20 protein-coding genes and 7 tRNA genes are annotated in these 26291 nt (G+C 56.3%); 5 read left to right on the top strand and 22 right to left on the bottom strand.

Annotated features, from left to right (window positions below; genetic code table 11):
- Positions 1-36 precede the first annotated feature (36 nt).
- From LGM20_RS18175 to miaB, 10 genes are all read right to left on the bottom strand, one after another.
- Entirely contained in the window at positions 37-1707 is a 1671-nt protein-coding gene (locus LGM20_RS18175) for a ShlB/FhaC/HecB family hemolysin secretion/activation protein (RefSeq protein ID WP_077255366.1), read from the bottom strand.
- Between the two features lie 300 nt (positions 1708-2007).
- Complete coding sequence (locus tag LGM20_RS18170; RefSeq protein WP_004885898.1) at positions 2008-2733, bottom strand: amino acid ABC transporter ATP-binding protein; 726 nt, start codon at positions 2731-2733, stop codon at positions 2008-2010.
- Positions 2733-3407, bottom strand: a complete 675-nt coding sequence (gene gltK / locus LGM20_RS18165) for a glutamate/aspartate ABC transporter permease GltK (protein WP_002894707.1) — start codon at positions 3405-3407, stop codon at positions 2733-2735. The genes LGM20_RS18170 and gltK overlap by 1 nt, the downstream gene beginning before the upstream one ends.
- Positions 3407-4147, bottom strand: a complete 741-nt coding sequence (locus tag LGM20_RS18160) for an amino acid ABC transporter permease (protein WP_032455129.1) — start codon at positions 4145-4147, stop codon at positions 3407-3409. The genes gltK and LGM20_RS18160 overlap by 1 nt, the downstream gene beginning before the upstream one ends.
- 164 nt (positions 4148-4311) lie before the next feature.
- Positions 4312-5223 carry an amino acid ABC transporter substrate-binding protein gene (locus LGM20_RS18155; protein WP_023288842.1) on the bottom strand — a complete coding sequence of 304 codons (912 nt, stop codon included), beginning with the start codon at positions 5221-5223 and terminating at the stop codon, positions 4312-4314.
- 356 nt (positions 5224-5579) lie between these two features.
- Positions 5580-7118, bottom strand: a complete 1539-nt coding sequence (gene lnt, locus LGM20_RS18150; RefSeq protein WP_044521618.1) for an apolipoprotein N-acyltransferase — start codon at positions 7116-7118, stop codon at positions 5580-5582.
- A gap of 128 nt (positions 7119-7246) precedes the next feature.
- Positions 7247-8125, bottom strand: coding sequence for a CNNM family magnesium/cobalt transport protein CorC (gene corC, locus LGM20_RS18145; RefSeq protein ID WP_004197606.1), 879 nt, complete (start codon positions 8123-8125; stop codon positions 7247-7249).
- Positions 8126-8271: 146 nt separating this feature from the next.
- Complete coding sequence (gene ybeY / locus LGM20_RS18140) at positions 8272-8745, bottom strand: rRNA maturation RNase YbeY (RefSeq protein WP_044521621.1); 474 nt, start codon at positions 8743-8745, stop codon at positions 8272-8274.
- Positions 8742-9788 (bottom strand): PhoH family protein, encoded by a 1047-nt coding sequence (locus LGM20_RS18135; RefSeq protein ID WP_044521622.1) that lies wholly within the window; start codon positions 9786-9788, stop codon positions 8742-8744. Before LGM20_RS18135 ends, ybeY begins: the two co-directional genes overlap by 4 nt.
- A gap of 153 nt (positions 9789-9941) precedes the next feature.
- The gene (gene miaB / locus LGM20_RS18130; protein WP_004885906.1) at positions 9942-11366 is read right to left on the bottom strand and encodes a tRNA (N6-isopentenyl adenosine(37)-C2)-methylthiotransferase MiaB; all 1425 of its coding nucleotides are present in this window, start codon (positions 11364-11366) and stop codon (positions 9942-9944) included.
- 179 nt (positions 11367-11545) lie between these two features.
- Here miaB and ubiF point away from each other — a divergent pair, with 179 nt between their 5' ends.
- A complete protein-coding gene (ubiF, locus tag LGM20_RS18125) occupies positions 11546-12721 on the top strand; it encodes a 3-demethoxyubiquinol 3-hydroxylase (protein ID WP_044521625.1) in 1176 nt (391 codons plus the stop codon).
- A 118-nt stretch (positions 12722-12839) separates the two neighbouring features.
- Here ubiF and LGM20_RS18120 read toward each other — a convergent pair.
- The 12 genes from LGM20_RS18120 to nagB form a co-directional block, all read right to left on the bottom strand.
- Positions 12840-12914: transfer RNA gene (locus LGM20_RS18120), tRNA-Gln, on the bottom strand.
- A gap of 76 nt (positions 12915-12990) precedes the next feature.
- Positions 12991-13065 (bottom strand) — tRNA-Gln (locus LGM20_RS18115).
- Positions 13066-13112: 47 nt separating this feature from the next.
- Positions 13113-13189: transfer RNA gene (locus LGM20_RS18110), tRNA-Met, on the bottom strand.
- 23 nt (positions 13190-13212) lie between these two features.
- A tRNA-Gln gene (locus LGM20_RS18105) sits at positions 13213-13287 on the bottom strand.
- 36 nt (positions 13288-13323) lie between these two features.
- Positions 13324-13398: transfer RNA gene (locus tag LGM20_RS18100), tRNA-Gln, on the bottom strand.
- 23 nt (positions 13399-13421) lie between these two features.
- Positions 13422-13506: transfer RNA gene (locus tag LGM20_RS18095), tRNA-Leu, on the bottom strand.
- A 9-nt stretch (positions 13507-13515) separates the two neighbouring features.
- Positions 13516-13592: transfer RNA gene (locus LGM20_RS18090), tRNA-Met, on the bottom strand.
- Positions 13593-13829: 237 nt separating this feature from the next.
- Entirely contained in the window at positions 13830-15494 is a 1665-nt protein-coding gene (gene asnB, locus LGM20_RS18085) for an asparagine synthase B (protein ID WP_032455135.1), read from the bottom strand.
- Positions 15495-15772: 278 nt separating this feature from the next.
- Positions 15773-16525, bottom strand: a complete 753-nt coding sequence (locus LGM20_RS18080) for an HAD-IIA family hydrolase (RefSeq protein WP_023288846.1) — start codon at positions 16523-16525, stop codon at positions 15773-15775.
- 119 nt (positions 16526-16644) lie between these two features.
- The gene (gene nagC / locus LGM20_RS18075) at positions 16645-17865 is read right to left on the bottom strand and encodes a DNA-binding transcriptional regulator NagC (protein ID WP_032455136.1); all 1221 of its coding nucleotides are present in this window, start codon (positions 17863-17865) and stop codon (positions 16645-16647) included.
- A gap of 8 nt (positions 17866-17873) precedes the next feature.
- Positions 17874-19022: an N-acetylglucosamine-6-phosphate deacetylase gene (gene nagA, locus LGM20_RS18070; RefSeq protein ID WP_032455137.1), complete on the bottom strand. Its 1149-nt coding sequence runs from the start codon at positions 19020-19022 to the stop codon at positions 17874-17876.
- Positions 19023-19136: 114 nt separating this feature from the next.
- Positions 19137-19937 carry a glucosamine-6-phosphate deaminase gene (nagB, locus tag LGM20_RS18065; RefSeq protein WP_012542446.1) on the bottom strand — a complete coding sequence of 267 codons (801 nt, stop codon included), beginning with the start codon at positions 19935-19937 and terminating at the stop codon, positions 19137-19139.
- A gap of 316 nt (positions 19938-20253) precedes the next feature.
- Between nagB and nagE the strand changes: the two genes are divergently transcribed.
- The 4 genes from nagE (at position 20254) to LGM20_RS18040 (ending at position 26278) form a co-directional block, all read left to right on the top strand.
- Positions 20254-22209 carry a PTS N-acetyl glucosamine transporter subunit IIABC gene (gene nagE, locus LGM20_RS18060; RefSeq protein ID WP_044521644.1) on the top strand — a complete coding sequence of 652 codons (1956 nt, stop codon included), beginning with the start codon at positions 20254-20256 and terminating at the stop codon, positions 22207-22209.
- A gap of 178 nt (positions 22210-22387) precedes the next feature.
- A complete protein-coding gene (gene glnS / locus LGM20_RS18055; RefSeq protein WP_004885933.1) occupies positions 22388-24055 on the top strand; it encodes a glutamine--tRNA ligase in 1668 nt (555 codons plus the stop codon).
- 439 nt (positions 24056-24494) lie between these two features.
- Entirely contained in the window at positions 24495-25898 is a 1404-nt protein-coding gene (gene chiP / locus LGM20_RS18045) for a chitoporin ChiP (protein ID WP_023288850.1), read from the top strand.
- Between the two features lie 47 nt (positions 25899-25945).
- Complete coding sequence (locus tag LGM20_RS18040; RefSeq protein WP_044521647.1) at positions 25946-26278, top strand: ChiQ/YbfN family lipoprotein; 333 nt, start codon at positions 25946-25948, stop codon at positions 26276-26278.
- Positions 26279-26291: the final 13 nt, after the last annotated feature.

Genomic DNA, 26291 nt, shown 5'->3' with positions numbered 1-26291 from the left:
ATGAATCAGTAAATTGCAGTAATGTGCTGATGAAAACTAATACCTCCACTGTAATGAAAAGCCCATATTCATGGCATCGCTATGAAAGTCGTCAGGTTTACTGATGGGCGTGCCGATAAAAAAGTCATATTGCGTAGACGCTATTTCTCCGCGGACGCCGCCGACTGCGCCAGAAAGACTTTTTCCTTGCCTGGCGCGCTCGCTACCAATGATCCGGCCGAAGTCAAGACCAAGATATACCTGCCGGTCGGGGGTGGGAATATTCCAGCTAAAATCATTGCGCCAGTACCAGCCTTGATTGGCCGAAAGCGTATTTTCACCATCAAAGCCGCGAACCGTCCAGCGATTGCCGATATTAAACTGGTTGTCCGAAGATAATCTATCCGGGCTGAACTGGGCATGGAAACGCGGCATCCAGCTAAACTTATCGCCGGTTGCGGCAAACTGCATTAAGGCCTGTATATCGGCGTGAACGATGCGCGAATGGCGGCTATATAAACCGGCTTTTTCCTCCGGCGTAGGCACGGAGCTGAGCCACGGCAGGCTGCGCTGAATACCTACGCTGGCGTCGACAATTTTATTGTTAAAATAGCGCTGGTAGCGCAGGGTAAATTCCCAGACAGGATTTTGTTTACGCATTACATGCAGCTCATCGCCGCCAAAAAAGTAGTGCGAACTGCTCTTTGCTATGCGCAGATCGGCGGTCGTTTTTTGTTGTCGGGTATGCGAAAGCAGGCGGCTAAGGGTCGCGCTGTAATAACGGTTTTTACTTTTATAGTCGATGCTTGACCATCTTCCTTTAAACAGCTGGCGGTACTGGCTGTAGGAGCCGTACAGGCTCAATGACCAGTAACCAAAAGGCACGGAGTAGTAAAGATTGCCGTTATGGTTGCCGTCGTTGTGCTGGTTGAATTCAACGTCGCCGCCTGCCGAGATGGAAAGAATATCGTTCAATGAAGATAAATCGTAAAGGTATAGCGCGCCGCCGCCCTGATAGCGACCGCTGGCGCGGCTGCCTGCGTCATCAAGCCAGGCGCCAACCTGCCACTGTTTATCCATTACCCGGGCGATTTCAATATCACTTTCGCCAATGTGTTCCCCGGGCCGCAGCTTCATATGGGCGCTGGTGCCAGGCAGCCGCTGCAGGTTAGCCATCCCTTGTTCAAGATCGCTGAGGCGCAGGATTTTACCGGTATGCGTGGGCATGGAGGTCCACAGGTTCGTCACGGCACTATTCGGCGCAAAATCAATATGCCCCGTTTTGCCATAAGTCAGCGTTATTTTGAGAATGCCCCCTTCTAGTGACTGAGAAGGGATATCGATCAGAGAAGTAATATACCCTTGCGTTATCAGTTCATTTTGTAAGGCGTTCGTCAGCAGGCGAATCCCATCTATTCCGAGGCAATGGCCGGGCGCCTGGGCTGCGATCTTCCCGAGGAGGGCGGTGGTTTTTGCGTTGTCCTCGGAGGTAATATCAACTTTCGTGATATACCGACAGGTCGCTTCTTCGGGAAATATCAAGGTTTGCGTTTTCGCATAGGTGCGAGAAGATTGGTATTGCTGCTGATGGGGCATTAATGCGCTTTCACGGGCTTTATCCTGTTCAACCTGGTTTACCGTTGCGGCCTCAATACCCGCCCAGGCGGTAAAGCAGGTGAGCAAATTTAAACACAAAATAATGGCCAGTCTGTTAGTGTTAGTCCGCATGAAGCAATATCCGTTTGTTTCATTGAGTAAGATTATAATTAATGGTTGTGCGCGGCATGAAATAGCCTGCGCGACGTATAGCAAGTCAATTGAAATATTATTTTCAAGAAATTTAAACTCACGGGGATTATTACAAGATGCCGTATGCTAACGATGACGTGGCGGTTAATCTATTCTACGGCCCTTGAATTCTTTGTGAAATTTTTACTTCACGTTGTGAAGCTGTCGCTTTGAGATGAAGCGATTGAAAAGGGGAGGGGCTGACAGGCGCGCACGGTGATATCGTGCGCGCCGCAGAAGTTAGTGCAGAATTTTGGCGAGGAAGTCTTTGGCGCGATCGGATTGTGGGTTAGCGAAGAACGCTTCTTTATCGGCGTCTTCGACAATCTTTCCTTCATCCATAAAGATCACCCGGTTGGCCACCTTGCGGGCGAAGCCCATTTCGTGGGTAACCACCATCATAGTCATCCCTTCGTTGGCCAGTTCCACCATGACGTCCAGTACCTCGTTGATCATCTCCGGGTCGAGCGCGGAGGTAGGTTCATCAAACAGCATGGCGATCGGGTCCATGCACAGCGCACGGGCGATGGCCACGCGCTGCTGCTGGCCGCCGGAGAGCTGCGCCGGATATTTTTCCGCATGCGCCGCCAGGCCCACGCGCTCCAGCAGCTTGAGACCCTTCTTGCGCGATGACGCTTTGTCACGATTGAGCACCTTAACCTGCGCCAGCGTCAGGTTGTCGATAATCGACAGGTGCGGGAACAGTTCAAAATGCTGAAACACCATTCCGACATGCGAGCGCAGTTTGGCAAGATTGGTCTTTTTATCGTTAACCACGGTGCCATCGACGATAATCTGCCCCTGCTGCACCGGCTCAAGGCCGTTCACGGTTTTAATCAGTGTGGATTTACCGGAGCCTGACGGCCCGCAGACCACCACGACTTCGCCTTTTTTCACTTCCGTGGAGCAATCGGTCAGCACCTGAAAGTGACCATACCATTTTGAAACATTTTTCAGGGTAATCATTACACAGTCCTTTTCTTCAACCAGCTGACCAACAGCGAGGCGCTGAGGCTAATCACAAAATAGACGCCGCCCGCGAACAGGATCATTTCGACCTGGGTCCCGTCACGCTCGCCAATCGTCGAGGCGGTACGGAAGAAGTCGGCGAGGCTCAATACATACACCAGCGAGGTATCCTGGAAGAGGACGATCCCCTGGGTTAACAGCAGCGGCACCATGGCGCGGAAGGCCTGCGGCAGGATCACCAGCCGCATCGACTGCCAGTGGGTCATTCCCAGCGCCAGCGCGGCGCTCGACTGGCCGCGGGAGATGCTCTGGATGCCGGCGCGGATAATCTCCGAGTAGTAGGCGGCTTCGAACATCGAAAACGCCACCATCGCCGAGATCAGGCGAATATCCGTTTTCGGCGACAGTCCCAACACGTTCTGCAGGAAGCCCGGGACAATCAGGTAGAACCACAGCAGAACCATCACCAGCGGGATAGAACGGAACACGTTAACGTAGGATTTAGCAAACCAGGCCAGCGGCAGAAAGCTGGACAGGCGCATTACCGCCAGCAGGGTGCCCCAGACGATACCGACCACGATGGCGATCACTGTGATCTTCAGGGTGATCACCAGCCCCGCCAGCAGGTAGGGCATGGAGGGAACGATCGAACTCCAGTCAAAATCGTACATTATTTGCCTCCCATATTGCCAGGCAGGCGAACCTTACGCTCGACCACATACATAATCAGCATAATCACCGCGTTGATGAAAACATAGGCCAGGGTGATGGCGGTAAAAGACTCCCAGGCATGAGCGGAGTAGTCCAGCAGTTTGCCCGCCTGCGCGGCCATATCGGCCAGACCGATGGTGGAGGCGATGGCCGAGTTTTTCACCAGGTTCATCATCTCCGAGGTCATCGGCGGCACGATAACGCGATAGGCGTTCGGCAGCAGCACGTAGCGGTAGGTTTGCGGCAGGGTCAACCCCATCGCCAGACCGGCGTTCTTTTGCCCGCGCGGCAGCGACTGAATAGCGGCGCGTACCTGCTCGCAGACGCGAGCGGCGGTAAACAGCCCCAGGCACAGCATCGAGGAGACAAAGAACTGAATGTTTGGGTCCAGCTCCGATTTAAACCACATGCCGATATTTTCCGGCAGGAATTCCGGCACCACCAGGTACCAGGTAAAGAACTGCACGATCAGCGGCACGTTGCGAAACAGTTCGACATAGCAGGTGCCAATCCCTGAGAGCAGACGATTGGGCACCGTGCGCAAAATACCGAACAGCGAGCCGACGAGAAAAGCGATGATCCAGGCCGAGATGGAGAGGGCGACGGTGATCTGAAAACCGCTCCACAGCCAGCCCAGGTAGGTAGTGTTGCCGAAGGGGGCCTGTTGCAGGAATATCCCCCAGTTCCAGTCTATTGACATACATGACTCCTGGAAAAAAAAGGGTAGCCATTGCTACCCTCGAAGACGGTTGTCCAGCTTGTTTCGGTATTCGCGGCGGCTGGGGAACGACCAGCCGCCGTATAGTCTGTCCGTGCTGTGACAACCATCGGGAGGGCAGGATATCCCGCCCCTGGTTGTTATAATTAGTTCAGTGCTTTGTCATTAGGTGATTTGAACAGCGCTTTCATGTCGTCCGACAGCTCGAAGTTCAGGTTAAGATTTTTTGGCGGAATCGGGTTTTTGAACCATTTATCGAACCACTTCGCCGCTTCGCCAGAGGTCTGGGCCTGGGCAACGGTTTCATCGACCAGCGCCTTGAAGGCCGGATCGTCCTTACGCAGCATGCAGCCATAGGCTTCTTTCGACTGCGCGGTGCCGACGATTTCCCAGTTATCCGGTTTCTTCGCCTTGGCGCGTTCGCCGGCCAGCAGAGCGTCATCCATCATAAAGGCCACCGCGCGTCCGCTCTCCAGGGTGCGGAAAGAGTCGCCATGATCTTTGGCGCTGATGATGCGCATATTCATTTTTTTCTCATCGTTCAGCTTATGCAGCAGGATCTCTGAGGTGGTCCCGGAGGTGACAACGACCGCCTTATCCTTCAGGTCCGGGAAATCTTTGATCGGGCCGCCTTTCTTCACCAGCAGACGAGTGCCGACGACGAAGATAGTATCGGAGAAGGCCGCCTGCTTCTGGCGCTCGAGGTTGTTGGTGGTTGAGCCGCACTCGAAATCAAAGGTGCCATTCTGCAGCAGCGGGATACGATTCTGCGAGGTAACCGGGATCAGTTTGACCTGCAGATCGGGTTTGTTCAGTTTTTTCTTGATGGCATCGACGATGGCGTTGGAGTAGTCCTGAGAGTAACCCACAACCTTCTGTTGGTTATCGTAGTAAGAGAAAGGGACGGAAGATTCGCGATGGCCGACAACGATAACGCCATTTTTCGCGATCTTATCCAGAGTGCTCTGGCCAGCCGCCGGGGCAGCATCTTCCGCCTGCGCCAGACCAGCGGTCATTCCCATTACCAGCATTGCCGTGGCCAGTTTACGTAATTGCATATCCAACTCCTTATCCGCAGCGTCACCGACGCTATTGATACCCATTGTGATTGTGTGTGTTGTTATTGGGGGCACGCATCCACGTGCCGCATTTGTATGTGTTTGTTAGCATTTAGTTTGGCTTAATGTAAAGATTTTGCTGTTTTATTGTTTATTTTTGCGAAGCGCTCCGCACCAATCGGAGGCAAATATCTTCCATTGCACCAAAATAGCGCGACCGCCGATCGTTTATGGTGCAACCCGGTTGCACTGGGCCAGAGGACGGCGCTACCCGATTAAATAAAGCAATGACTGTGCCAGGGTGGCAAATGACGGGAAGAAAAAAAAGCCGACGACGGGCGTCGCCGGCAGAGCATTTATCGGCGACGCTGACGCAGGCTCATCAGCAGCGCGCCGAAGCCGAGCAGCGCCGTCAGCGCCCACAGCGGCCAGTTGCCAGTGCGGGCGTAAGGGGTCAAGCCGCTGGTGGGCGTCACGGTGGTGGTCAACACCTCGCGGGTAAACTGCGGGATCATCTTCTGAATCTCGCCGCGCGGGCCGATGACGGCGGTAATGCCGTTGTTGGTGCTGCGCAGCAGCGGGCGGGCCAGCTCCAGGGCGCGCATCCGCGCCATCTGGAAGTGTTGCCACGGGCCGATGGACTTGCCGAACCAGGCGTCGTTGGAGATGGTCAGCAGGAAGTCGGTGTCCGGACGGAAGTTATCCCGCACCTGTTCCCCGAGGATGATCTCGTAGCAGATGGCCGCGGTCAGCTTTAGGTTATGCGCCATCAGCTGCGGCTGCACGTAGGGACCGCGGCTGAAGGAGGACATCGGCAGGTCGAAGAATGGCGCCAGCGGACGCAGAATCGACTCCAGCGGTACAAACTCGCCGAACGGCACCAGATGGTTCTTGTTGTAGCGGTTGGTCGAGTCGTAGCGGTAAGGGTTATCTTTGCCGAGGGTAATGATGGTGTTGTAGGTGTCGTAGCGGTTCTGCTTATTGAGACGCGCGTCGACGATGCCGGTGATCAGTGAGCTGTCTTTTGCGCGCAGCAGATCGTCCATCATGCTGAGGAACTGCTGCTGGTTGATCTCGAGATCCGGGATCGCCGATTCGGGCCAGATAATCAGCTGCGAGTGGCCGATATGCGGCTGGGTCAGCGCCAGATAGGTTTTCAGAGTGTTAACCAGCTGCTTCTCGTCCCACTTCATGGCCTGCGGGATATCGCCTTGCACCAGCGAGACCTGCGTCGCACGCGCCGGCAGCAGCTGATACCACTGGATATAGCGCAGCGGGAACGGCAGGGCGAACAGCAGCGCGGCAATGACCAGCGACTTCCCGTTGCGCTGTACGAGGGCCAGGGCCAGCAGGCCGCTTACCATCATCAGCAGGAAGTTGATCGCCTCGACGCCCATCACCGGCGCCAGGCCTTTCAGCGGGCCGTCAATCTGGCTGTAGCCGAACTGCAGCCACGGAAAACCGGTCAGCACCCAGCCGCGCAGGAACTCGGTGATCTGCCAGACGACGGGAGCGGCGATCGCCACCCGCAGCCAGCTGGTTTTGGGCCACAGACGGGCGAGCAGGCCGGCAAACAGGCCGGTGTAGAGCGAGAGATAGGCCGCCAGCAGCACGACGAGGAAGACGTTAACCGGGCCCGGCATACCGCCAAACTGCGCGATGCTGACATAGACCCAGTTGATACCCGTGCCGAACAGGCCGAGCCCCCAGAAATAGCCGATGCCGGCGCTTTGCAGCGGGCGGCGGTTGAGGGTTAACGCCTGCAGACCGACCAGCGAAATAATCGCCGCGGGCCAGAAGTCATAAGGTGAAAAAGCCAGCGTTCCGCTGGCTCCGAATAGCAGCGCCAGCAGCAGACGTACGCGCTGACGTTCAAGAAGAGAGGCAAATACCATTTAGGCTAATCGTCCCGTTAATTAACGCCTGTTGCCACAGGCTATGCTGTTTGCCAGCCGGGGGAGGGGACAACCGGGGATCGCCCACGGTCTGTCTCCCGGCTGGCCGTGACCTTCAGCGCCGCCGCTTACTCTTCCAGCTTCGGCTGGGGAGCGTCATCCGGCAGCTTAACATGCACCTGAATGATACGACGACTATCTGCCATTGCTACCTTGAATTGGTAACCATCAATGTCGATAGATTCGCCGCGAGCCGGCAGGTGGCCAAAGGCCTGCATTACCAGTCCGCCAATGGTATCCACTTCTTCATCGCTGAAGTGCGTATCGAAGGCGTCATTGAAGTCTTCGATGGAGGCCAGAGCGCGCACCGTCCACGTATGGCGGCTCAGCTGGCGGAAATCGATATCTTCTTCTTCGTCGTACTCGTCTTCAATTTCCCCGACGATGAGCTCAAGGATATCCTCGATGGTCACCAGACCGGAGACACCGCCGAATTCGTCAATAACGATCGCCATATGGTAGCGCTGTGAGCGAAACTCTTTCAGCATGCGGTCGACCCGCTTGCTTTCCGGAACGACAACCGCCGGCCGTAACACTTTTTCCATGCTGAAAGCTTCGGCGTCGCTGCGCATAAACGGCAGCAGATCCTTGGCCATCAGAATCCCTTCGATGTGATCTTTATCTTCACTGATAACCGGGAAGCGCGAGTGGGCGGATTCGATGATGACATCAAGGCACTCGTCCAGCGTCTGATTGCGTTTCAGGGTAATCATTTGTGAACGGGGGATCATAATGTCGCGGACCCGCTGGTCGGCGATATCCATTACCCCTTCGAGCATGTCACGGGTATCTTCATCGATAAGGTCGTTCTGCCCGGAATCACGGATCAGCGCCAGCAGTTCATCGCGGTTTTTCGGTTCCCCGTGAAAGAGCTGGCTGAGTAACAGGGAGAAAAATCCCTTTTTGCTGTTTACTGTGTCACTACTGTGTGAATTGTCGTCGCTCATGGCGTCGTTTGGGTTCTCATGTTGATTTAATGTCGCTCGTCGCGCGTACACTCAGCGCCGGACGGCATGGGTTGCCTGAGGTTCAGGCGGGTAAAATGCATGAACAGCGGCCGGATGAGACGCAAGCGCCGCCATCCGGCAGGGGGCTATTCAGCAATCTTCTCGGAAATGTACGGGTCCTCATAGCCCAGAGCAAGCATTATCTCTGTTTCGAGGGCTTCCATCTCTTCCGCTTCGTCATCTTCGATGTGATCGTAGCCCAGCAGATGCAGGCTGCCGTGAACCACCATATGCGCCCAGTGCGCCTCCAGCGGCTTCCCTTGCTCGCTGGCTTCCTGCTCCACCACCTGACGGCAAATGATCAGATCGCCGAGCAGCGGTATTTCAATCCCCGGCGGCGCTTCAAACGGGAAAGAGAGGACATTGGTCGGTTTATCCTTGCCGCGATAGGTCAGGTTCAGCTCATGGCTTTCTGCAACGTCGACCAGACGAATCGTTAACTCTGACTCCTCCTGAAACGGCGGAATGACGGCGTCGACCCAGCGTTGAAAAAGGGCTTCGTCCGGCAGGCCGCTGGTCTCTTCGCAGGCCAGCTGTAAATCGAGGATCACCTGACTCATTTTTGCTCCTGTTCCTGGGCTTCGCGTTTGCGCTCGGCGGCCAGTTCTGCTTTACGTTTCTGGTCTGCGGCTTCCCATGCCTCATAGGCGTTCACGATGCGGGCGACCACCGGATGGCGGACCACGTCTTCGCTATGGAAGAAGTTGAAGCTGATCTCATCGACTTCCGCCAGCACTTCGATGGCGTGGCGCAGACCGGATTTGGTGCTGCGCGGCAGGTCAATCTGCGTGATGTCGCCGGTGATCACCGCCTTGGAGTTAAAGCCGATGCGGGTCAGGAACATCTTCATCTGCTCGATGGTGGTGTTCTGGCTTTCATCAAGAATGATAAAGGCGTCATTCAGCGTCCGTCCGCGCATATAGGCCAGCGGAGCCACTTCGATGACGTTACGCTCAATCAGCTTTTCCACCTTCTCAAAGCCGAGCATCTCGAACAGCGCGTCGTACAGCGGGCGCAGATACGGGTCGACCTTCTGGCTCAGATCGCCGGGCAGGAAGCCGAGCTTTTCGCCCGCCTCGACGGCCGGACGGGTCAGCAGAATGCGGCGGATCTCCTGGCGCTCCAGCGCATCGACCGCCGCCGCCACCGCCAGATAGGTTTTCCCGGTACCTGCCGGACCCACGCCGAAGGTGATGTCGTGATCGAGGATATTGGCGATGTACTGCGCCTGGTTCGACGTACGCGGTTTGATCACCCCGCGCTTGGTCTTGATATTGACGGCTTTTCCGTACTCCGGCACGCTCTCGGCGCTCTGCTCCAGCACGCGCGCCTCTTTGATCGCCAGATGGATCTGCTCTGGTTCAATATCCTGAATCTGACCGCGCATCGGCGCCGTGTCGACATACAGGCTGCGCAGAATATCGGCGGCGGCGTGCACGCATAGGGCGCGTCCGGTCAGTTTAAAGTGATTGTCACGGCGGTTGATCTCAATGCCTAACCGACGTTCCAGCTGTTTGATGTTGTCGTCAAACGGGCCGCACAGGGCTAACAGGCGTGCGTTATCCGCTGGCTCCAGGGTAATTTCACGAGTGTCTATGTTCAAACTGTTCCTCTTTACGCAGGTGGCCGGACGCGGCGCGTGGCCGGCTAATCAGGAAATTATTTACGTCACAGGAAAATGGCGCAAGCATTGCTGTAGATATAGGGACGGAGAGAGGAATTACAAGGCCTGCCGGAACCGACAGGCCTGAAGGGATCACGGCTGATAGATACCCACGCCAAGATCGTTCTCTTTACGGGTGCGGGCAATCACTGATTCAGGTGATTCAGCGATACGCAGACCCATCTCCGCTTCGGTGCGCACGATTTTGCCGCGCAGCGAGTTGGTGTAAACATCGACAATTTCGACATCCACAAACTTGCCGACGAGGTCCGGGGTGCCTTCAAAGTTGACCACCCGGTTGTTCTCCGTACGTCCGGAAAGCTCCATGATGTTCTTGCGCGACGTGCCTTCCACCAGGATGCGCTGTACCGTGCCGAGCATGCGACGGCTCCAGGCCATCGCCTGCTGGTTGATGCGCTCCTGCAGAATATACAGACGCTGTTTCTTATCTGCATCCGGCACGTCGTCTACCATATCGGCCGCCGGGGTGCCCGGACGGGCGGAGAAGATAAAGCTGTAGCTCATATCGAAATTGACGTCGGCGATAAGCTTCATTGTCTTTTCGAAATCTTCCGTAGTTTCGCCGGGGAAGCCGACGATAAAGTCGGAGCTTATCTGAATATCCGGACGCGCTTCACGCAGCTTGCGAATAATCGCTTTATACTCCAGCGCGGTATGGGTGCGTCCCATCAGGTTCAGCACGCGGTCGGAGCCGCTTTGCACCGGCAGGTGCAGGAAGCTCACCAACTCCGGCGTATCGCGATAGACGTCGATGATATCGTCGGTAAATTCGATCGGGTGGCTGGTGGTGAAGCGAATGCGGTCGATGCCGTCGATAGCGGCCACCAGGCGCAGCAGATCGGCAAAGCTGCCGGTAGTGCCGTCGTAGTTCTCGCCGCGCCAGGCGTTCACATTCTGGCCCAGCAGGTTGACTTCACGCACGCCCTGCGCCGCCAGTTGGGCGATTTCAAACAGGATATCGTCGCACGGGCGGCTGACTTCTTCTCCGCGGGTGTAGGGCACCACGCAGTAGGTGCAGTATTTGTTGCAGCCTTCCATAATCGAGACAAAGGCGGTCGGGCCTTCGGCGCGCGGTTCTGGCAGACGATCGAATTTTTCAATTTCCGGGAAGCTGATATCAACCACCGGGCTGCGGTTGCCGCGCACGGAGTTAATCATCTCCGGCAGGCGGTGCAGGGTTTGCGGCCCGAAAATAATATCGACATAGTGCGCGCGCTGACGAATATGGTCGCCTTCCTGGGAAGCCACGCAGCCGCCAACGCCAATAATCAGGTCCGGGTTCTTCTCTTTCAGCAGCTTCCAGCGGCCAAGCTGATGGAAAACTTTTTCCTGGGCCTTCTCACGAATTGAGCAGGTATTGAGCAACAGCACATCTGCTTCTTCCGCCACTTCGGTCAGTTGATACCCATGTGTCGCATCCAGCAGATCGGCCATCTTTGATGAATCATACTCGTTCATCTGACAGCCCCAGGTTTTAATATGGAGTTTTTTTGTCATTGACTTGCTCATGCTCAGTAATAGATATCCAAAACGCGGGGATATATACAGGGTGAATTTCGCATTCCAGGGCGCGTATTGTAATGCTTTGGTCGCCCCCTGACCAGTGCGAGCGTTATCACCGCAAGAGGGCGAAAAATCCGGTAAACTTAACGGATTCTGCTTTAAGGATAATAGCCATGACAATTCACGCAACAGATGTCGCCATCGTGGGCGGCGGCATGGTCGGCGGCGCCCTGGCGTTGGGGCTGGCGCAACAGGGATTTACCGTGACGGTGCTTGAGAAAACGGCGCCTCCGGCTTTCGATCCGGCATCCGCTCCGGATGTGCGGATCTCGGCGATCAGCGCGGCCTCGGTCGGCCTGCTGAAAAGCCTTGGCGTCTGGGATGCCGTGCGGGCGATGCGCGTCCACGCTTACCGTCGTCTGGAGACCTGGGAGTGGGAGAGCGCCCACGTCGCCTTTGACGCCGCCGAGCTTAAGCTGCCGGAGCTGGGCTATATGGTCGAGAACAAGGTCCTGCAGTGGGGCCTGTGGCAAGCGCTGACGGCGCACGAAGGGGTTACCCTGCGCGTTGGCGGCGAACTGGAGGCGATGCAGCGCGGCGAGGCGGAGACGGCGTTGCGTTTACGCGACGGGGAGACGATCCACGCCCGGCTGGTTATCGGCGCCGACGGCGCCAGCTCTCAGGTGCGGGAGATGGCCGGCATCGGCGTGCATGCCTGGCAATATCAGCAATCCTGTATGCTCATTAGCGTCCAATGCGCCGACGATCCCGGCGACAGCACCTGGCAGCAGTTTACCCCCAGCGGACCGCGCGCTTTCCTGCCGCTGTTCGACAACTGGGCCTCGCTGGTGTGGTATGACGCCCCGGCGCGGATCCGTCAGCTGCAGGGCATGTCCATGCCCCAGCTCCAGCAGGAGATCGCCCGCCATTTCCCGGCGCGTCTCGGGCGGGTGACGCCGCAGGCGGCCGGCGCCTTCCCGCTCACCCGGCGTCATGCGCTGCAGTATGTTCAGCCTGGTCTGGCGCTGGTGGGCGATGCGGCGCACACCATTCATCCGCTGGCGGGGCAGGGGGTTAACCTTGGCTACCGTGATGTGGATGCCCTGCTGGAGGTCCTGACGCAAGCGCGCGGCCGCGGCGAAGAGTGGGCCAGCCTGCCGGTGCTCAAGCGCTACCAGGGGCGGCGGCGGGCGGATAATTTTATTATGCAGTCGGGGATGGATCTGTTTTACGCCGGATTCAGCAATGACCTGGCGCCGGTGCGGATGCTGCGCAATATTGGCCTGATGGCGGCCGAACGCGCCGGGGCGCTGAAGCGTCAGGCGCTGAAGTATGCGTTAGGCTTGTAAACCGGCGTCGCGGGCAGGGGCGTCGTGGAAAGCGCCTGCCCGGCAGTCAGTGATGCGCCAGGATGGCAAAACGCCAATAACAAAAAAGCCCACCGAGGTGGGCTTTTTTGCATTGAAGTGGCTGGGGTACGAGGATTCGAACCTCGGAATGCCGGAATCAGAATCCGGTGCCTTACCGCTTGGCGATACCCCAATTGTCTGTTGCATTTAACCGTCACTATCCCGGTTTTAGCGCAACAGTGCGTTCATTGCTGAACGACTTTTTAATTTGGCTGGGGTACGAGGATTCGAACCTCGGAATGCCGGAATCAGAATCCGGTGCCTTACCGCTTGGCGATACCCCAACAAATTGTTTGCGGATTTATCGATGTGTATCGATACGTCCCGAATATGGTGGCTACGACGGGATTCGAACCTGTGACCCCATCATTATGAGTGATGTGCTCTAACCAGCTGAGCTACGTAGCCAAATTGTCTTACTGTTTCTTCGATGGCTGGGGTACCTGGATTCGAACCAGGGAATGCCGGTATCAAAAACCGGTGCCTTACCGCTTGGCGATACCCCAATACCGTCGCGGTGAACCGCAAATATCGAAGAAATATGGCTGGGGTACCTGGATTCGAACCAGGGAATGCCGGTATCAAAAACCGGTGCCTTACCGCTTGGCGATACCCCATCCGTACAACGCTGACTGGTGAATGGTGCGGGAGGCGAGACTTGAACTCGCACACCTTGCGGCGCCAGAACCTAAATCTGGTGCGTCTACCAATTTCGCCACTCCCGCAAAAAAAGATGGTGGCTACGACGGGATTCGAACCTGTGACCCCATCATTATGAGTGATGTGCTCTAACCAGCTGAGCTACGTAGCCATCTTTTTTTCGCGTAACCTTATCGGCGTTGCGGGGCGCATTATGCGTATTGGGCCTGCGAGCGTCAACCTCTTTTTCAAGGAAAATCGTTGTAATGTGACTGTTTGGTTAGGTTGCGAACAGCTCGCTGCAATAATCGGCAATTATTGGTTATTTATCGTTTTTCAGCGGCATAAATCCCGCAAAAAGAAAACGGACCCCGGAGGGTCCGTTTCGCGTTTCATCGCCTGTCAGGGCTTATTTATAGGCCGACTGGTGGACGCCCACCGCGCGGCCTGACGGATCGTTCATGGTTTTGAACGCTTCATCCCATTCAATGGCTTTGGCAGAAGAGCAGGCCACCGACGGACCGCCAGGGACACACTCCGCCGCGCTTGGCAGCGGGAACAGCTCTTCGAAGATCTCGCGGTACAGATAGCCTTCTTTGGAGGTCGGCGTGTTGTACGGGAAGCGGAAGCTTGCGGTTTCCAGCTGCTGGTCGCTGATCTGTTTCGCAGCCACTTCTTTCAGCGTATCGATCCAGCTGTAGCCGACGCCGTCAGAGAATTGCTCCTTCTGGCGCCACGCCACGCTGGCCGGCAGATAGGATTCAAAGCATTCGCGCAGGATATGTTTTTCCATTTTGCCGTTGCCGCACATCTTATCCTGCGGGTTGATGCGCATCGCCACGTCGAGGAACTTCTTATCGAGGAACGGCACGCGGGCTTCCACGCCCCAGGCGGACATCGCTTTGTTGGCGCGAGCGCAGTCAAACATATGCAGCGCCTGCAGCTTACGCACCGTCTCTTCGTGCAGTTCTTTGGCGTTCGGCGCCTTATGGAAGTAGAGGTAGCCGCCGAATACTTCGTCCGAGCCTTCGCCGGAAAGCACCATTTTGATGCCCATGGCTTTAATTTTACGCGACATCAGGTACATCGGCGTCGAAGCGCGAATGGTGGTCACATCGTAGGTTTCGATGTGATAGATAACGTCGCGGATCGCATCCAGCCCTTCCTGAACGGTAAAGTGAATTTCATGGTGCACGGTGCCGAGGTGGTTAGCCACTTCCTGCGCCGCTTTCAGGTCGGGAGAGCCTTCCAGACCGACCGCGAAGGAGTGCAGCTGCGGCCACCAGGCTTCGCTACGCTCCTGATCTTCGACGCGACGGGCGGCGAATTTCTTGGTGATGGCGGAGATGACCGAAGAATCAAGGCCGCCGGAGAGCAGCACGCCGTAGGGCACGTCGGACATCAGGTGGCTTTTCACCGACTCTTCCAGCGCCTGACGCAGTTCGTTCTTATCGGTAACGTTGTCTTTTACCGCGTCGTAATCGAACCAGTCGCGCTGATAGTACTGGCGAATTTCACCGTCTTTGCTCCACAGGTAGCTGCCCGCCGGGAACTCTTTAATGGTGCGGCACACCGGCACAAGGGCTTTCATTTCTGAGGCGACGTAGAAGTTGCCGTGTTCGTCATGGCCCATATACAGCGGAATAATACCGATATGGTCGCGGCCAATTAAGTACGCGTCTTTTTCGCTGTCGTACAGGGCGAAGGCGAACATCCCCTGCAGGTCGTCGAGGAACGCCGGGCCTTTTTCCTGATACAGCGCGAGGATCACTTCGCAGTCGGAGCCGGTCTGGAACTGATAGCGATCGCCATATTCCGCGCGCAGCGCCTGATGGTTGTAGATTTCGCCGTTAACGGCCAGCGCATGGGTTTTTTCGGCGTTGTACAGCGGCTGGGCGCCGGCGTTGACGTCGACAATCGACAGGCGCTCGTGCGCCAGAATCGCTTTGTCGCTGGCATACACGCCAGACCAGTCCGGACCGCGATGGCGCATCAGGCGGGAAAGCTCCAGCGCCTTTTTACGCAGCTCGCCTGCGTCAGTTTTAATATCTAGTACGCCAAAAATAGAACACATAGCCTTCTCCATTACCCTGTCGTGTTTGATGTTGTGCTGGCTTCGTCTCGTGGCGAAGCCTGAGTGCGTGCTTAAGAAAATGCCGTAAAGGGGAAGCCGGCGCAAGGGTTTTACGGCCGGAAAAAGAAAAAACGCAACTGCGATTGTTGAATAGTAAAAAAAGAGTATCTTTTGAACGGCTTTATTGAAGAATACGCAATTATAAGCCGTTTTTATTAGATGGGGGGCTTTTAGCAGGCGTCAGAAATGAACAACCACGTCCTGAGACGTGGCTGGCATTAGAAAATATCGATTTCCGCGACGGAAGGGTAGATCCACGACGGGCGGAACGGCATGCTGTCGATGTCGTCGAGGGTCGAGACGCCGGAGAGCACCAGAATGGTCTCCAGCCCCGCCTGGAAGCCGGCCAGAATGTCGGTGCGCAGATTGTCGCCGACGATCACCGTCTGTTCGGAGTGGGCCTGCATTTTGTTCAGCGCTGAGCGGATGATCCACGGGCTGGGTTTACCGACGTAAAACGGCTTACGGCCGGAGATCTTCTCGATCCCGGCGCACAGGGCGCCGCAGGCCGGGTAGAAGCCGCGACCGTGAGTATCCGGGTTGGTGGCAATGAAGCGGGCGCCATTGGCGACAAAGAAGGCCGCCTTATGCATCATCTCCCAGTTAAAGGAGCGGGTTTCCCCGACGATGACAAAGTCCGGGTTGACATCGGTGATGGTAAAGCCGGCTTTATACAGCTCGTGGATCAGCGCCCCTTCACCCACCACATAGGCTTTCTTGCCTTCCTGGCGGCGCAGAAAATCGGCCGTCGCCATTGCCGAGGTGTAGAAGGCGCTATCCGGCACCTCAATCCCGGCGGTGGCGAAACGGTTCGCCAGATCCTGCCCGGTTTGCGACGGGTAGTTGGTCAGCATCACCAGCGGCATGCCTTTATCGAGGATGCGCTTGATAAACTCGGCAGCGCCGGGAACGGCGACGTTATCGTGCATCAGCACGCCGTCAATATCACAAATTATGTTTTGAATGGTCATGGTGGGTCCAGAATCATTAACAAAGACGAAACTATACGCGTCATCGATGCGGTTTCACACCTCTGACGGGCGATGCCCGCCAGTGACAGAGCGACGCGCTTATCTGTAGAGGGGGGCGATTAGCTCTCAAGCAAGCGCTGCAGCAGCGTGCCATTGAGCATGGCGCGTTTGACCAGCGCGAAGGCGCCAATCGCTGAGCGATGATCGAGGGTGGAGCGCACCACCGGCAGGTTCTTACGAAACGCCTTTAGCGCCTGGGCGTTAATGCAGCCCTCAATGGCCGGGAGCAGCACTTTCTCGGCTTCCACAATTTCGCCGGCGACGACGATTTTTTGCGGATTGAACAGGTTGATGGCGATGGCGATCGTTTTTCCGAGGTGACGCCCTACGTACTCGATCACCTCGCAGGCCAGGGCATCGCCCTTGTTGGCCGCTTTGCAGATGGTTTTGATCGTGCAGTCATCGAGGGTCAGGCGGCTCTGGTAGCCCTGGTCCAGCAGATGGCGAACGCGATGTTCGATGGCGGCGTTCGCCGCGACGGTCTCCAGGCAGCCGAAGTTGCCGCAGTGGCAGCGTTCGCCCAGCGGATCGACCTGAATATGGCCAATTTCGCCCACGTTGCCGTTACGGCCAATAAAAATGCGTCCGTTGGAGATGATCCCCGCCCCGGTGCCGCGGTGCACGCGCACCAGAATGGAGTCTTCGCAGTCCTGGCTTGCGCCAAAATAGTGCTCGGCCAGCGCCAGACTGCGGATATCGTGCCCGACAAAGCAGGTAACGTTGAAGCGTTTTTCCAGCGCCCCGACCAGGCCCCAGTTTTCCACCGCAATGTGCGGCATATAGCGGATCACGCCGCTTTCTGGATCCACCAGCCCCGGCAGGATCACCGAGATGGCGATCAGCTCGCGGATTTTGCGCTGACAGTTTTCGATAAAAGTGGCGATGATATTCAGCAGGGCGTGTTCCAGCGTTTCCTGGGTGCGCTCGGGCAGCGGGAAATGCTCCTCCTCCAGGGTCTTGCTGCTTAAATCATAGAGGGTCAGGGTGGCGTCATAGCGGCCAAGGCGCACGCCAATGGCGTTGAAGTTACGCGTCTCCGCAATGATGGAGATGGCGCGGCGCCCCCCGGTGGAGGCCTGCTGATCGACTTCTTTGATCAGGCCGCGCTCAATAAGCTGACGCGTGATTTTGGTCACGCTGGCAGGGGCAAGCTGGCTTTGTTCCGCGATCTGAATGCGCGAGATAGGCCCATGCTGGTCAATCAGGCGGTACACGGCCGCGCTGTTCAGTTGTTTTACGAGGTCAACGTTACCAATTTGAGCTTGTCCGCCTGCTGTCATACTTTTACTTACTCAGTGACGACCTCGTTACCATTAACGATGGTCTTGGTGATTTTATAATCGCGTGTAAAGGCGGTCAGGTTAGCGACCATACCCGGCGCAATGCTGCCGAGCTGCTTGTCCACACCAATGGCGCGCGCGGGATAGAGCGTCGCCATCCGCAATACTTCGTCCAGCGCCACACCGCAATGCTCAACCAGATTACGCACCCCTTCAATCATGGTCAGGGAAGATCCGCTGAGGGTGCCGTTTTCATCTACGCACAGCCCGTTGCGGTAGTATATTGTTTTCCCGGCAAAAATGAACTGGTCAATATTCGCCCCCGCCGGCGCGGTGGCGTCGGTGACCAGGCACAGTTTGTCGCCTTTCAGGCGCTTGGCGTTGCGCACGTTGGCGTAATCGACGTGCATCCCGTCGACAATAATACCGCAGTAGACATCCGGCTCGTCAAAAATCGCCCCGGCCAGACCCGGTTCGCGGCCGGTAATGTACGGCATTGCATTATACAGGTGGGTGGCGAAGGTAATGCCCGCGCGGAAGCCCACTTTCGCCTCTTTCAGCGTGGCGTTGGAGTGGCCCGCGGAGACGACGATCCCGGCGGCGACCAGTTTGCGGATCACTTCCGGCTCGACGCGCTCAGGGGCGAGGGTCACTTTGGTGATCACATCGGCGTTGTCGCACAGGAAATCGACCAGCGCCGCGTCCGGTTTACGCACGTAGTCGGGATTGTGGGTGCCTTTCTTAACGATATTCAGCCAGGGTCCTTCAAGATGCAGACCCAGCGCCTGGTTCGGGTGCTTTTGCAGGTATTCGCGCATCACGCGGACGCCTTGCTTCATCAGATCGTCGCTGGAGGTAATCAGCGTCGGCAGGAAGCTGGTGCAGCCTGAGCGTTCGTTGGCCTTCTGCATGATCTCCAGCGTTTCGACAGTGACCGCGTCAGGGCTGTCGTTAAACTGCACGCCGCCGCAGCCGTTGAGCTGGACGTCGATAAAACCGGGGGCGAGGATCGCGCCGTTGACTGAGCGCTGCTCGATGTCAGACGGCAAATCTGCCAGCGGACAAAGACGTTCGATAAGGCCATTAGCGATAACAACCGCATGGTCATCGAGAATTTCATGACCGGTATAAACCCGGCCCTGGGTTAATGCATACATTACGACCCCCGGTATATACGTCTCATCAGGCCCGGGAACGTTCGTTTGCCGCCGGCCTGATGATGCATACAAAGAAAAAGATGGTCCCGCGCAAAGTCGCGGGACGCGACTACATTACAGACCTTTAATATTTTCAGCTTCTAATTCGTTGAAATATTTCAGCGTCTTCACTTTCAGCTCCATGGTGGACGGTTCGTCGCAGACGATCACCGCCTTCGGATGCAGCTGCAGACAGGTAATGGTCCACATGTGGTTGACGTTACCTTCAACTGCCGCCTGCAGCGCCAGCGCTTTCTGATGGCCCAGCACCAGAATCATGACTTCTTCTGCATCCAGCAGGGTGCCCACGCCGACGGTCAGCGCATATTTCGGCACCAGATCCACGTCGCCGTCGAAGAAGCGGGAGTTCGCCACACGGGTGTCATGGGTCAGGGTCTTAATACGGGTGCGGGACGCCAGAGAAGAGGCCGGTTCGTTGAACGCGATGTGGCCATCGTTGCCCACGCCGCCCATAAACAGGTGGATTTTACCGTAGGAACGAATTTTTTCTTCATAGCGACGGCATTCCGCATCGATGTCCGGCGCGTTACCATTCAGCAGGTTGATATTTTCTGCCGGAATATCAACGTGGTCAAAGAAATTACGGTGCATGAAGCTATGATAGCTTTCCGGATGCTCTTTCGGCAGGCCAACGTATTCATCCATGTTGAAGGTGACAACGTGTTTGAAGCTAACCTGGCCTGCTTTATGCATTTCAACCAGCGCCTTGTAGGCGGTGAGCGGGGTGCCGCCGGTCGGCAGACCCAGCACGAACGGACGGTCCGCGGTTGGTTTGAATGCATTAATGCGGTTCACGATATGGCGGGCAGCCCATTTACCGACCTGCTCAGCGGTTACCAGGGGGATCAGTCTCATTCTTCACCTCTATAGTTAAAAGTAGAATCTGGCGGATTGGCGCCAGCACTCTGAGGAGAGTATTGCAGCAACTGCGCCGACCGGGGTCAATCCGTGTTGATTTTTTGAATGATAAAATAAGTTTTCGATGTTAGCCAGTCTAAGGGAGGGGTGAATACGATATTTGGTGATAATTATCACAAAAAATACCCGTTTAATTTGCGATACGAATTAATTTTTCACACACTTTGCCGGTAAGTGATAAAACCGACCTTGTTACACAATAAAAAAGTGGCTTTGAAAATGAGCCTCATCGGGGTCTCATAGGGGGAATAAGATGAATATTTTAGGTTTCTTTCAGCGACTGGGTAGGGCGTTACAGCTCCCTATCGCAGTGCTGCCGGTCGCGGCATTGCTGCTGCGTTTCGGGCAACCAGACCTGTTGAATGTACCCTTCATCGCGCAAGCGGGTGGGGCTATCTTCGACAACCTGGCGCTGATCTTTGCTATCGGTGTGGCGTCAAGCTGGTCCAAGGATAACGCCGGCTCTGCGGCGCTGGCCGGGGCAGTAGGTTATTTCGTGATGACCAAAGCGATGGTCACCATCAATCCGGAAATCAACATGGGCGTACTGGCCGGTATCATTACCGGTCTGGTAGCAGGGGCGGTGTACAATCGCTGGGCCGGCATCAAGCTGCCGGACTTCCTGAGCTTCTTCGGCGGCAAACGCTTCGTGCCGATCGCCACCGGCTTCTTCTGTTTGATCCTCGCGGCGCTCTTCGGCTACGTCTGGCCGCCGGTGCAGCACGCTATCCATGCGGGCGGCGAGTGGATCGTTTCCGCAGGGGCGCTGGGTTCCGGTATCTTCGGCTTTATCAACCGTCTGCTGATCCCGACCGGTCTGCATCAGGTGCTGAACACCATCGCATGGTTCCAGATTGGTGAGTTCACGAACGCCGCAGGCGCCGTGTTCCACGGCGACATCAACCGCTTCTACGCCGGCGACGGCACCGCGGGGATGTTCATGTCCGGCTTCTTCCCGATCATGATGTTTGGTCTGCCGGGCGCGGCGCTGGCGATGTATCTGGCCGCTCCGAAAGCGCGTCGTCCGATGGTGGGCGGTATGCTGCTGTCTGTTGCCATCACCGCGTTCCTGACCGGGGTAACCGAGCCGCTGGAATTCCTGTTCATGTTCCTGGCTCCGCTGCTGTACCTCCTGCACGCGGTACTGACCGGTATCAGCCTGTTCATCGCAACGGCGCTGGGCATTCATGCGGGCTTCTCCTTCTCCGCAGGCGCTATTGACTACGTGCTGATGTACAGCCTGCCGGCCGCCAGCAAAAACGTCTGGATGCTGCTGGTGATGGGCGTAGTGTTCTTCTTCGTCTACTTCCTGCTGTTCAGCGCGGTGATCCGCATGTTCAACCTGAAAACGCCGGGTCGTGAAGACAAAGCCGCTGACGTGGTAACGGAAGAAGCGAACAGCAACACTGAAGAAGGCCTGACCCAACTGGCTACCAGCTATATCGCCGCGGTGGGCGGAACGGACAACCTGAAAGCGATTGACGCCTGTATCACCCGTCTGCGCCTGACCGTGGGCGATTCGGCGAAAGTCAACGACGCCGCCTGTAAACGTCTCGGCGCGTCCGGGGTGGTGAAACTGAATAAGCAAACCATCCAGGTTATCGTCGGCGCGAAGGCAGAGTCTATCGGCGATGAGATGAAAAAAGTGGTGACCCGCGGCCCGGTAGCGGCAGCGGCAGCCGCGCCGGCTGGCAACGTCGCCACCGCAGCGCCCGCGGCTAAACCGCAGGCGGTAGCGAACGCGAAGACCGTTGAGTCGCTGGTTTCGCCGATTACCGGTGACGTGGTGGCCCTCGAACAGGTGCCGGACGAAGCCTTCGCCAGCAAAGCCGTCGGCGACGGTATCGCGGTGAAACCGACCAGCAACATCGTGGTGGCCCCGGCCGCCGGTACCGTGGTGAAAATTTTCAACACTAACCACGCGTTCTGCCTCGAAACCACCAACGGTGCGGAAATCGTTGTCCACATGGGTATCGACACCGTGGCGCTGGAAGGCAAGGGCTTCAAACGTCTGGTTGAAGAGGGCGCGGACGTGAAGGCGGGCGAGCCGATTCTGGAAATGGATCTGGACTTCCTCAACGCCAATGCGCGCTCGATGATTAGCCCGGTGGTCTGCAGCAACAGCGATGACTACAGCGCGCTGGTGATACTGGCGAGCGGTAAGGTCGTTGCCGGCCAGACGCCGCTGTATGAGATTAAAGGCAAGTAAGGCTCCTGAGTCGAGTTTATGCCTCAGCGGCGAAGGGAAACCTTCGCCGCTTTTTTTTGCAGCAATCGGCCCCATAATCCTCTTCTGATACCTATTTTACGTAACTAATAGTTGTCACTACGCCCTGCTTGTAAGATCATGTGCCGTTATACGTTGTTTACGCTTTGAGGAACCCGTGATGAGTGAGGCAGAAGCCCGCCCGACTAACTTTATCCGTCAGATCATTGATGAAGATCTGGCTACCGGTAAGCACACCACCGTTCACACCCGCTTCCCGCCGGAGCCGAACGGTTATCTGCACATTGGCCATGCGAAATCCATCTGCCTGAACTTCGGCATCGCCCAGGATTATCAGGGCCAATGCAACCTGCGTTTCGATGACACCAACCCGGTGAAAGAAGATATCGAATACGTGGAGTCGATTAAAAACGACGTGCAGTGGTTAGGTTTCCACTGGTCCGGGGACGTTTGCTACTCGTCTGATTACTTTGATCAGCTGCATCAGTATGCGGTTGAGCTGATCAACAAAGGCCTGGCCTATGTTGATGAACTCTCTCCTGATGAAATTCGTGAATATCGCGGCACCCTGAAAGCGCCGGGTAAGAACAGCCCGTATCGCGACCGCAGCGTGGAAGAAAACCTGGCGCTGTTCGAAAAAATGCGCAGCGGCGGCTTCGAAGAGGGCAAGGCCTGCCTGCGCGCGAAGATCGATATGGCGTCGCCGTTCATCGTGATGCGCGATCCGGTGCTGTACCGCATTAAGTTCGCTGAGCATCATCAGACCGGCAACAAGTGGTGCATCTACCCGATGTACGACTTCACCCACTGCATCAGCGATGCGCTGGAAGGCATTACCCACTCGCTGTGTACCCTGGAGTTCCAGGACAACCGTCGTCTGTACGACTGGGTGCTGGACAACATCAGCATCCCGGTTCACCCGCGCCAGTACGAATTCTCGCGCCTGAATCTTGAATACACGGTGATGTCCAAGCGTAAGCTGAACCAGCTGGTGACCGAGAAGCACGTGGAAGGTTGGGACGATCCGCGTATGCCGACCATCTCCGGTCTGCGTCGTCGCGGCTACACCGCCGAATCCATCCGCGAATTCTGCAAGCGCATCGGCGTGACCAAGCAGGACAACACTATTGAGATGGCGTCGCTGGAGTCCTGCATTCGCGAAGATCTCAACGAAAACGCGCCGCGCGCGATGGCAGTGATCGATCCGGTGAAACTGGTTATCGAGAACTACCCGCAGGGCGAAAGCGAAATGGTGGCGATGCCGAACCATCCGAACAAGCCGGAGATGGGCAGCCGCGAAGTGCCGTTCAGCGCGGAAATCTGGATCGACCGCGCGGACTTCCGTGAAGAAGCCAACAAGCAGTACAAGCGTCTGGTGCTGGGCAAAGAAGTGCGTCTGCGCAACGCCTACGTCATCAAAGCGGAACGCGTGGAGAAAGATGCCGAAGGCAATATCACCACTATCTTCTGCACCTACGATGCCGACACCCTGAGTAAAGATCCGGCTGACGGCCGCAAGGTCAAAGGCGTGATCCACTGGGTGAGCGCGGCGCATGCGCTGCCGGTAGAGATCCGTCTCTACGATCGCCTGTTCAGCGTACCAAACCCGGGTGCAGCGGAGGATTTCCTCGCGGTGATCAATCCGGAATCGCTGGTGATCAAACAGGGTTACGCGGAGCCGAGCCTGGCGCAGGCGGAAGCCGGTAAAGCTTACCAGTTTGAGCGTGAAGGTTACTTCTGCCTCGACAGCCGCTATGCAACCGCAACCAGTCTGGTGTTTAACCGCACCGTCGGTCTGCGCGATACCTGGGCGAAAGCGGGCGAATAACATTTTCCCTACCGTCAAAGCGCCGCACTCTGCGGCGCTTTTTTTGTTTCAGAATCAGCAAATTACTCTTTTTATTTTCGCGAAGCGAATTAATTCTGTTTCAAACCGGAAATAAATAACGCTTCTGATATTTCCTGTCTCATACAAAAAACCAATGTAATCGCTTTCAGGTTTTGCGTTTTTCCCTGATTTTGCAATGACTTCCATGACAAAATCATCAGAGATAAGACTGTAACAAAACGACATAAATTATGTGCGCTTTGTCATAATCTTAAGCTTTGCCTCACGAAAAACATTGATAATTCGCGTCACGAAAAATAGTCTATCTACAGTGGTTTCGCGGCCTTTTTCACCGCCCCACATTTTGCAGTGTTATTTATTTTTTTTAGCGAATGACCCCCTGGTCTTCGCCTTTTAAAACGTCAAAGAGGATATGCACATGCGTACGTTTAGTGGCAAACGTAGTACGCTGGCGCTGGCTATTGCCGCCGTCACCGCGATGTCGGGCTGGGTTGTGATTCCGCAGGCCAGCGCAGCAGGCTTTATCGATGATTCTACTTTAACCGGCGGTATCTATTACTGGCAGCGTGAGCGTGACCGTAAAGATGTGACCGACGGCGACAAATACAAAACCAACCTTTCCCACTCCACCTGGAACGCCAACCTGGACTTCCAGTCCGGCTATGCCGCCGATATGTTTGGCCTTGATATTGCGGCGTTTACCGCGATTGAAATGGCGGAGAACGGCGACAGCGGCCACCCGAACGAAATCGCCTTCTCGTCGCGTAACAAAGCCTATGACGAAGACTACTCCGGCGATAAGAGCGGCATCAGCCTGTATAAAGCCGCTGCGAAATTCAAATACGGTCCGGCGTGGGCGCGCGCGGGCTACATCCAGCCAACCGGTCAGACCCTGCTGGCGCCGCACTGGAGCTTTATGCCGGGTACCTATCAGGGGGCGGAAGCCGGGGCCAACTTCGACTATGGCACCGCGGGCGCGTTAAGTTTCTCCTACATGTGGACGAACGAGTATAAAGCGCCATGGCATATCGAGATGGATGATTTCTACCAGAACGATAAGAAGACCAAAGTCGATTATCTCCACTCCGTCGGCGCCAAATATGATTTCAAAAACGACCTGGTGCTGGAGGCGGCATTTGGTCAGGCTCAGGGCTATATCGATCAGTACTTTGCTAAAGCCAGCTACAAGTTTGACGTCGCCGGCGCGCCGTTGAGCACCAGCTACCAGTTCTACGGCACTCGCGATAAGGTCAGCAACGGCGGGGTCAACGACATCTATGACGGCACCGCATGGCTGCAGGCGTTAACCTTTGGCTATAAAGTGGCGGATGTGCTGGATCTGCGTCTGGAAGGGACCTGGGTGAAGGCCGATGGCCAGCAGGGCTACTTCCTGCAGCGTATGACCCCGACCTACGCCTCCTCCAACGGTCGTCTCGATATCTGGTGGGATAACCGTTCCGACTTCAACGCCAACGGCGAAAAAGCGGTCTTCTTCGGCGCGATGTATGACATGAAAAACTGGGATATGCCGGGCTGGGCGTTTGGCGCGTCTTATGTGTACGCCTGGGATGCGAAGCCGGGCAAAATGTCCTCCCCGGACGCCTACTATGACGCTGATTACCGTCTGAAAGAGTCGGCCTACAGCCTGGATGCGCTGTATACCGTGCAGGAAGGCCGGGCGAAGGGCACGCTGTTTAAACTGCACTTTACCCAGTACGACAACCATTCCGATATTCCGAGCTGGAGCGGCGGCTACGGCAACATCTTCCAGGATGAGCGCGACGTGAAGTTCATGGTTATCGCCCCGTTCACAATTTTCTGATGCCTGCGCGGCGGGCGTGAGCCTGCCGCACCTCTGGGAGAACGACAATGAAAAAAATGCTGCTTATTGCCATGATGGCATCGGCTCTGGTGGCCTGCACCACGTCGCCGGCACCGAAAGAAGACACCAAACTGAAAGATGCCTATAGCGCCTGTATTAATACGGCGGAAGGCAATCCGGACAAAATTGAAGCCTGCCAGAGCGTACTGAATGTCCTGAAAGAGGATAAACAGCACCAGCAGTTTGCTAACCAGGAGAGCGTCCGGGTACTGGATTATCAGCAGTGTATCCAGGCTACCCGTACCGGTAACGATCAGGCGGTGAAAGCGCGCTGCGACCAGATCTGGAAAGAGATCCGCAACAATAACACCACCCATTAAGCCAGACGGCAGC

Origin of the sequence: Klebsiella quasipneumoniae subsp. quasipneumoniae, assembly GCF_020525925.1 — a bacterium.
Taxonomy (GTDB): Bacteria; Pseudomonadota; Gammaproteobacteria; order Enterobacterales; family Enterobacteriaceae; genus Klebsiella; species Klebsiella quasipneumoniae.
This window is presented reverse-complemented; position numbering and strand designations above follow the sequence as displayed.

Excerpts from the sequence above, each read along its gene's own strand:
- lnt (WP_044521618.1), bottom strand. The coding sequence starts at position 7,118 with ATGGTATTTGCCTCTCTTCTTGAACGTCAGCGCGTACGTCTGCTGCTG.
- nagC (WP_032455136.1), bottom strand. The coding sequence starts at position 17,865 with ATGACAGCAGGCGGACAAGCTCAAATTGGTAACGTTGACCTCGTAAAA.
- LGM20_RS18170 (WP_004885898.1), bottom strand. The coding sequence starts at position 2,733 with ATGATTACCCTGAAAAATGTTTCAAAATGGTATGGTCACTTTCAGGTG.
- glnS (WP_004885933.1), top strand. The coding sequence starts at position 22,388 with ATGAGTGAGGCAGAAGCCCGCCCGACTAACTTTATCCGTCAGATCATT.
- LGM20_RS18175 (WP_077255366.1), bottom strand. The coding sequence starts at position 1,707 with ATGCGGACTAACACTAACAGACTGGCCATTATTTTGTGTTTAAATTTG.
- LGM20_RS18040 (WP_044521647.1), top strand. The coding sequence starts at position 25,946 with ATGAAAAAAATGCTGCTTATTGCCATGATGGCATCGGCTCTGGTGGCC.
- ybeY (WP_044521621.1), bottom strand. The coding sequence starts at position 8,745 with ATGAGTCAGGTGATCCTCGATTTACAGCTGGCCTGCGAAGAGACCAGC.
- ubiF (WP_044521625.1), top strand. The coding sequence starts at position 11,546 with ATGACAATTCACGCAACAGATGTCGCCATCGTGGGCGGCGGCATGGTC.
- asnB (WP_032455135.1), bottom strand. The coding sequence starts at position 15,494 with ATGTGTTCTATTTTTGGCGTACTAGATATTAAAACTGACGCAGGCGAG.
- LGM20_RS18155 (WP_023288842.1), bottom strand. The coding sequence starts at position 5,223 with ATGCAATTACGTAAACTGGCCACGGCAATGCTGGTAATGGGAATGACC.
- LGM20_RS18160 (WP_032455129.1), bottom strand. The coding sequence starts at position 4,147 with ATGTCAATAGACTGGAACTGGGGGATATTCCTGCAACAGGCCCCCTTC.
- miaB (WP_004885906.1), bottom strand. The coding sequence starts at position 11,366 with ATGACAAAAAAACTCCATATTAAAACCTGGGGCTGTCAGATGAACGAG.
- gltK (WP_002894707.1), bottom strand. The coding sequence starts at position 3,407 with ATGTACGATTTTGACTGGAGTTCGATCGTTCCCTCCATGCCCTACCTG.
- nagB (WP_012542446.1), bottom strand. The coding sequence starts at position 19,937 with ATGAGACTGATCCCCCTGGTAACCGCTGAGCAGGTCGGTAAATGGGCT.
- LGM20_RS18080 (WP_023288846.1), bottom strand. The coding sequence starts at position 16,525 with ATGACCATTCAAAACATAATTTGTGATATTGACGGCGTGCTGATGCAC.
- nagE (WP_044521644.1), top strand. The coding sequence starts at position 20,254 with ATGAATATTTTAGGTTTCTTTCAGCGACTGGGTAGGGCGTTACAGCTC.
- nagA (WP_032455137.1), bottom strand. The coding sequence starts at position 19,022 with ATGTATGCATTAACCCAGGGCCGGGTTTATACCGGTCATGAAATTCTC.
- chiP (WP_023288850.1), top strand. The coding sequence starts at position 24,495 with ATGCGTACGTTTAGTGGCAAACGTAGTACGCTGGCGCTGGCTATTGCC.
- corC (WP_004197606.1), bottom strand. The coding sequence starts at position 8,125 with ATGAGCGACGACAATTCACACAGTAGTGACACAGTAAACAGCAAAAAG.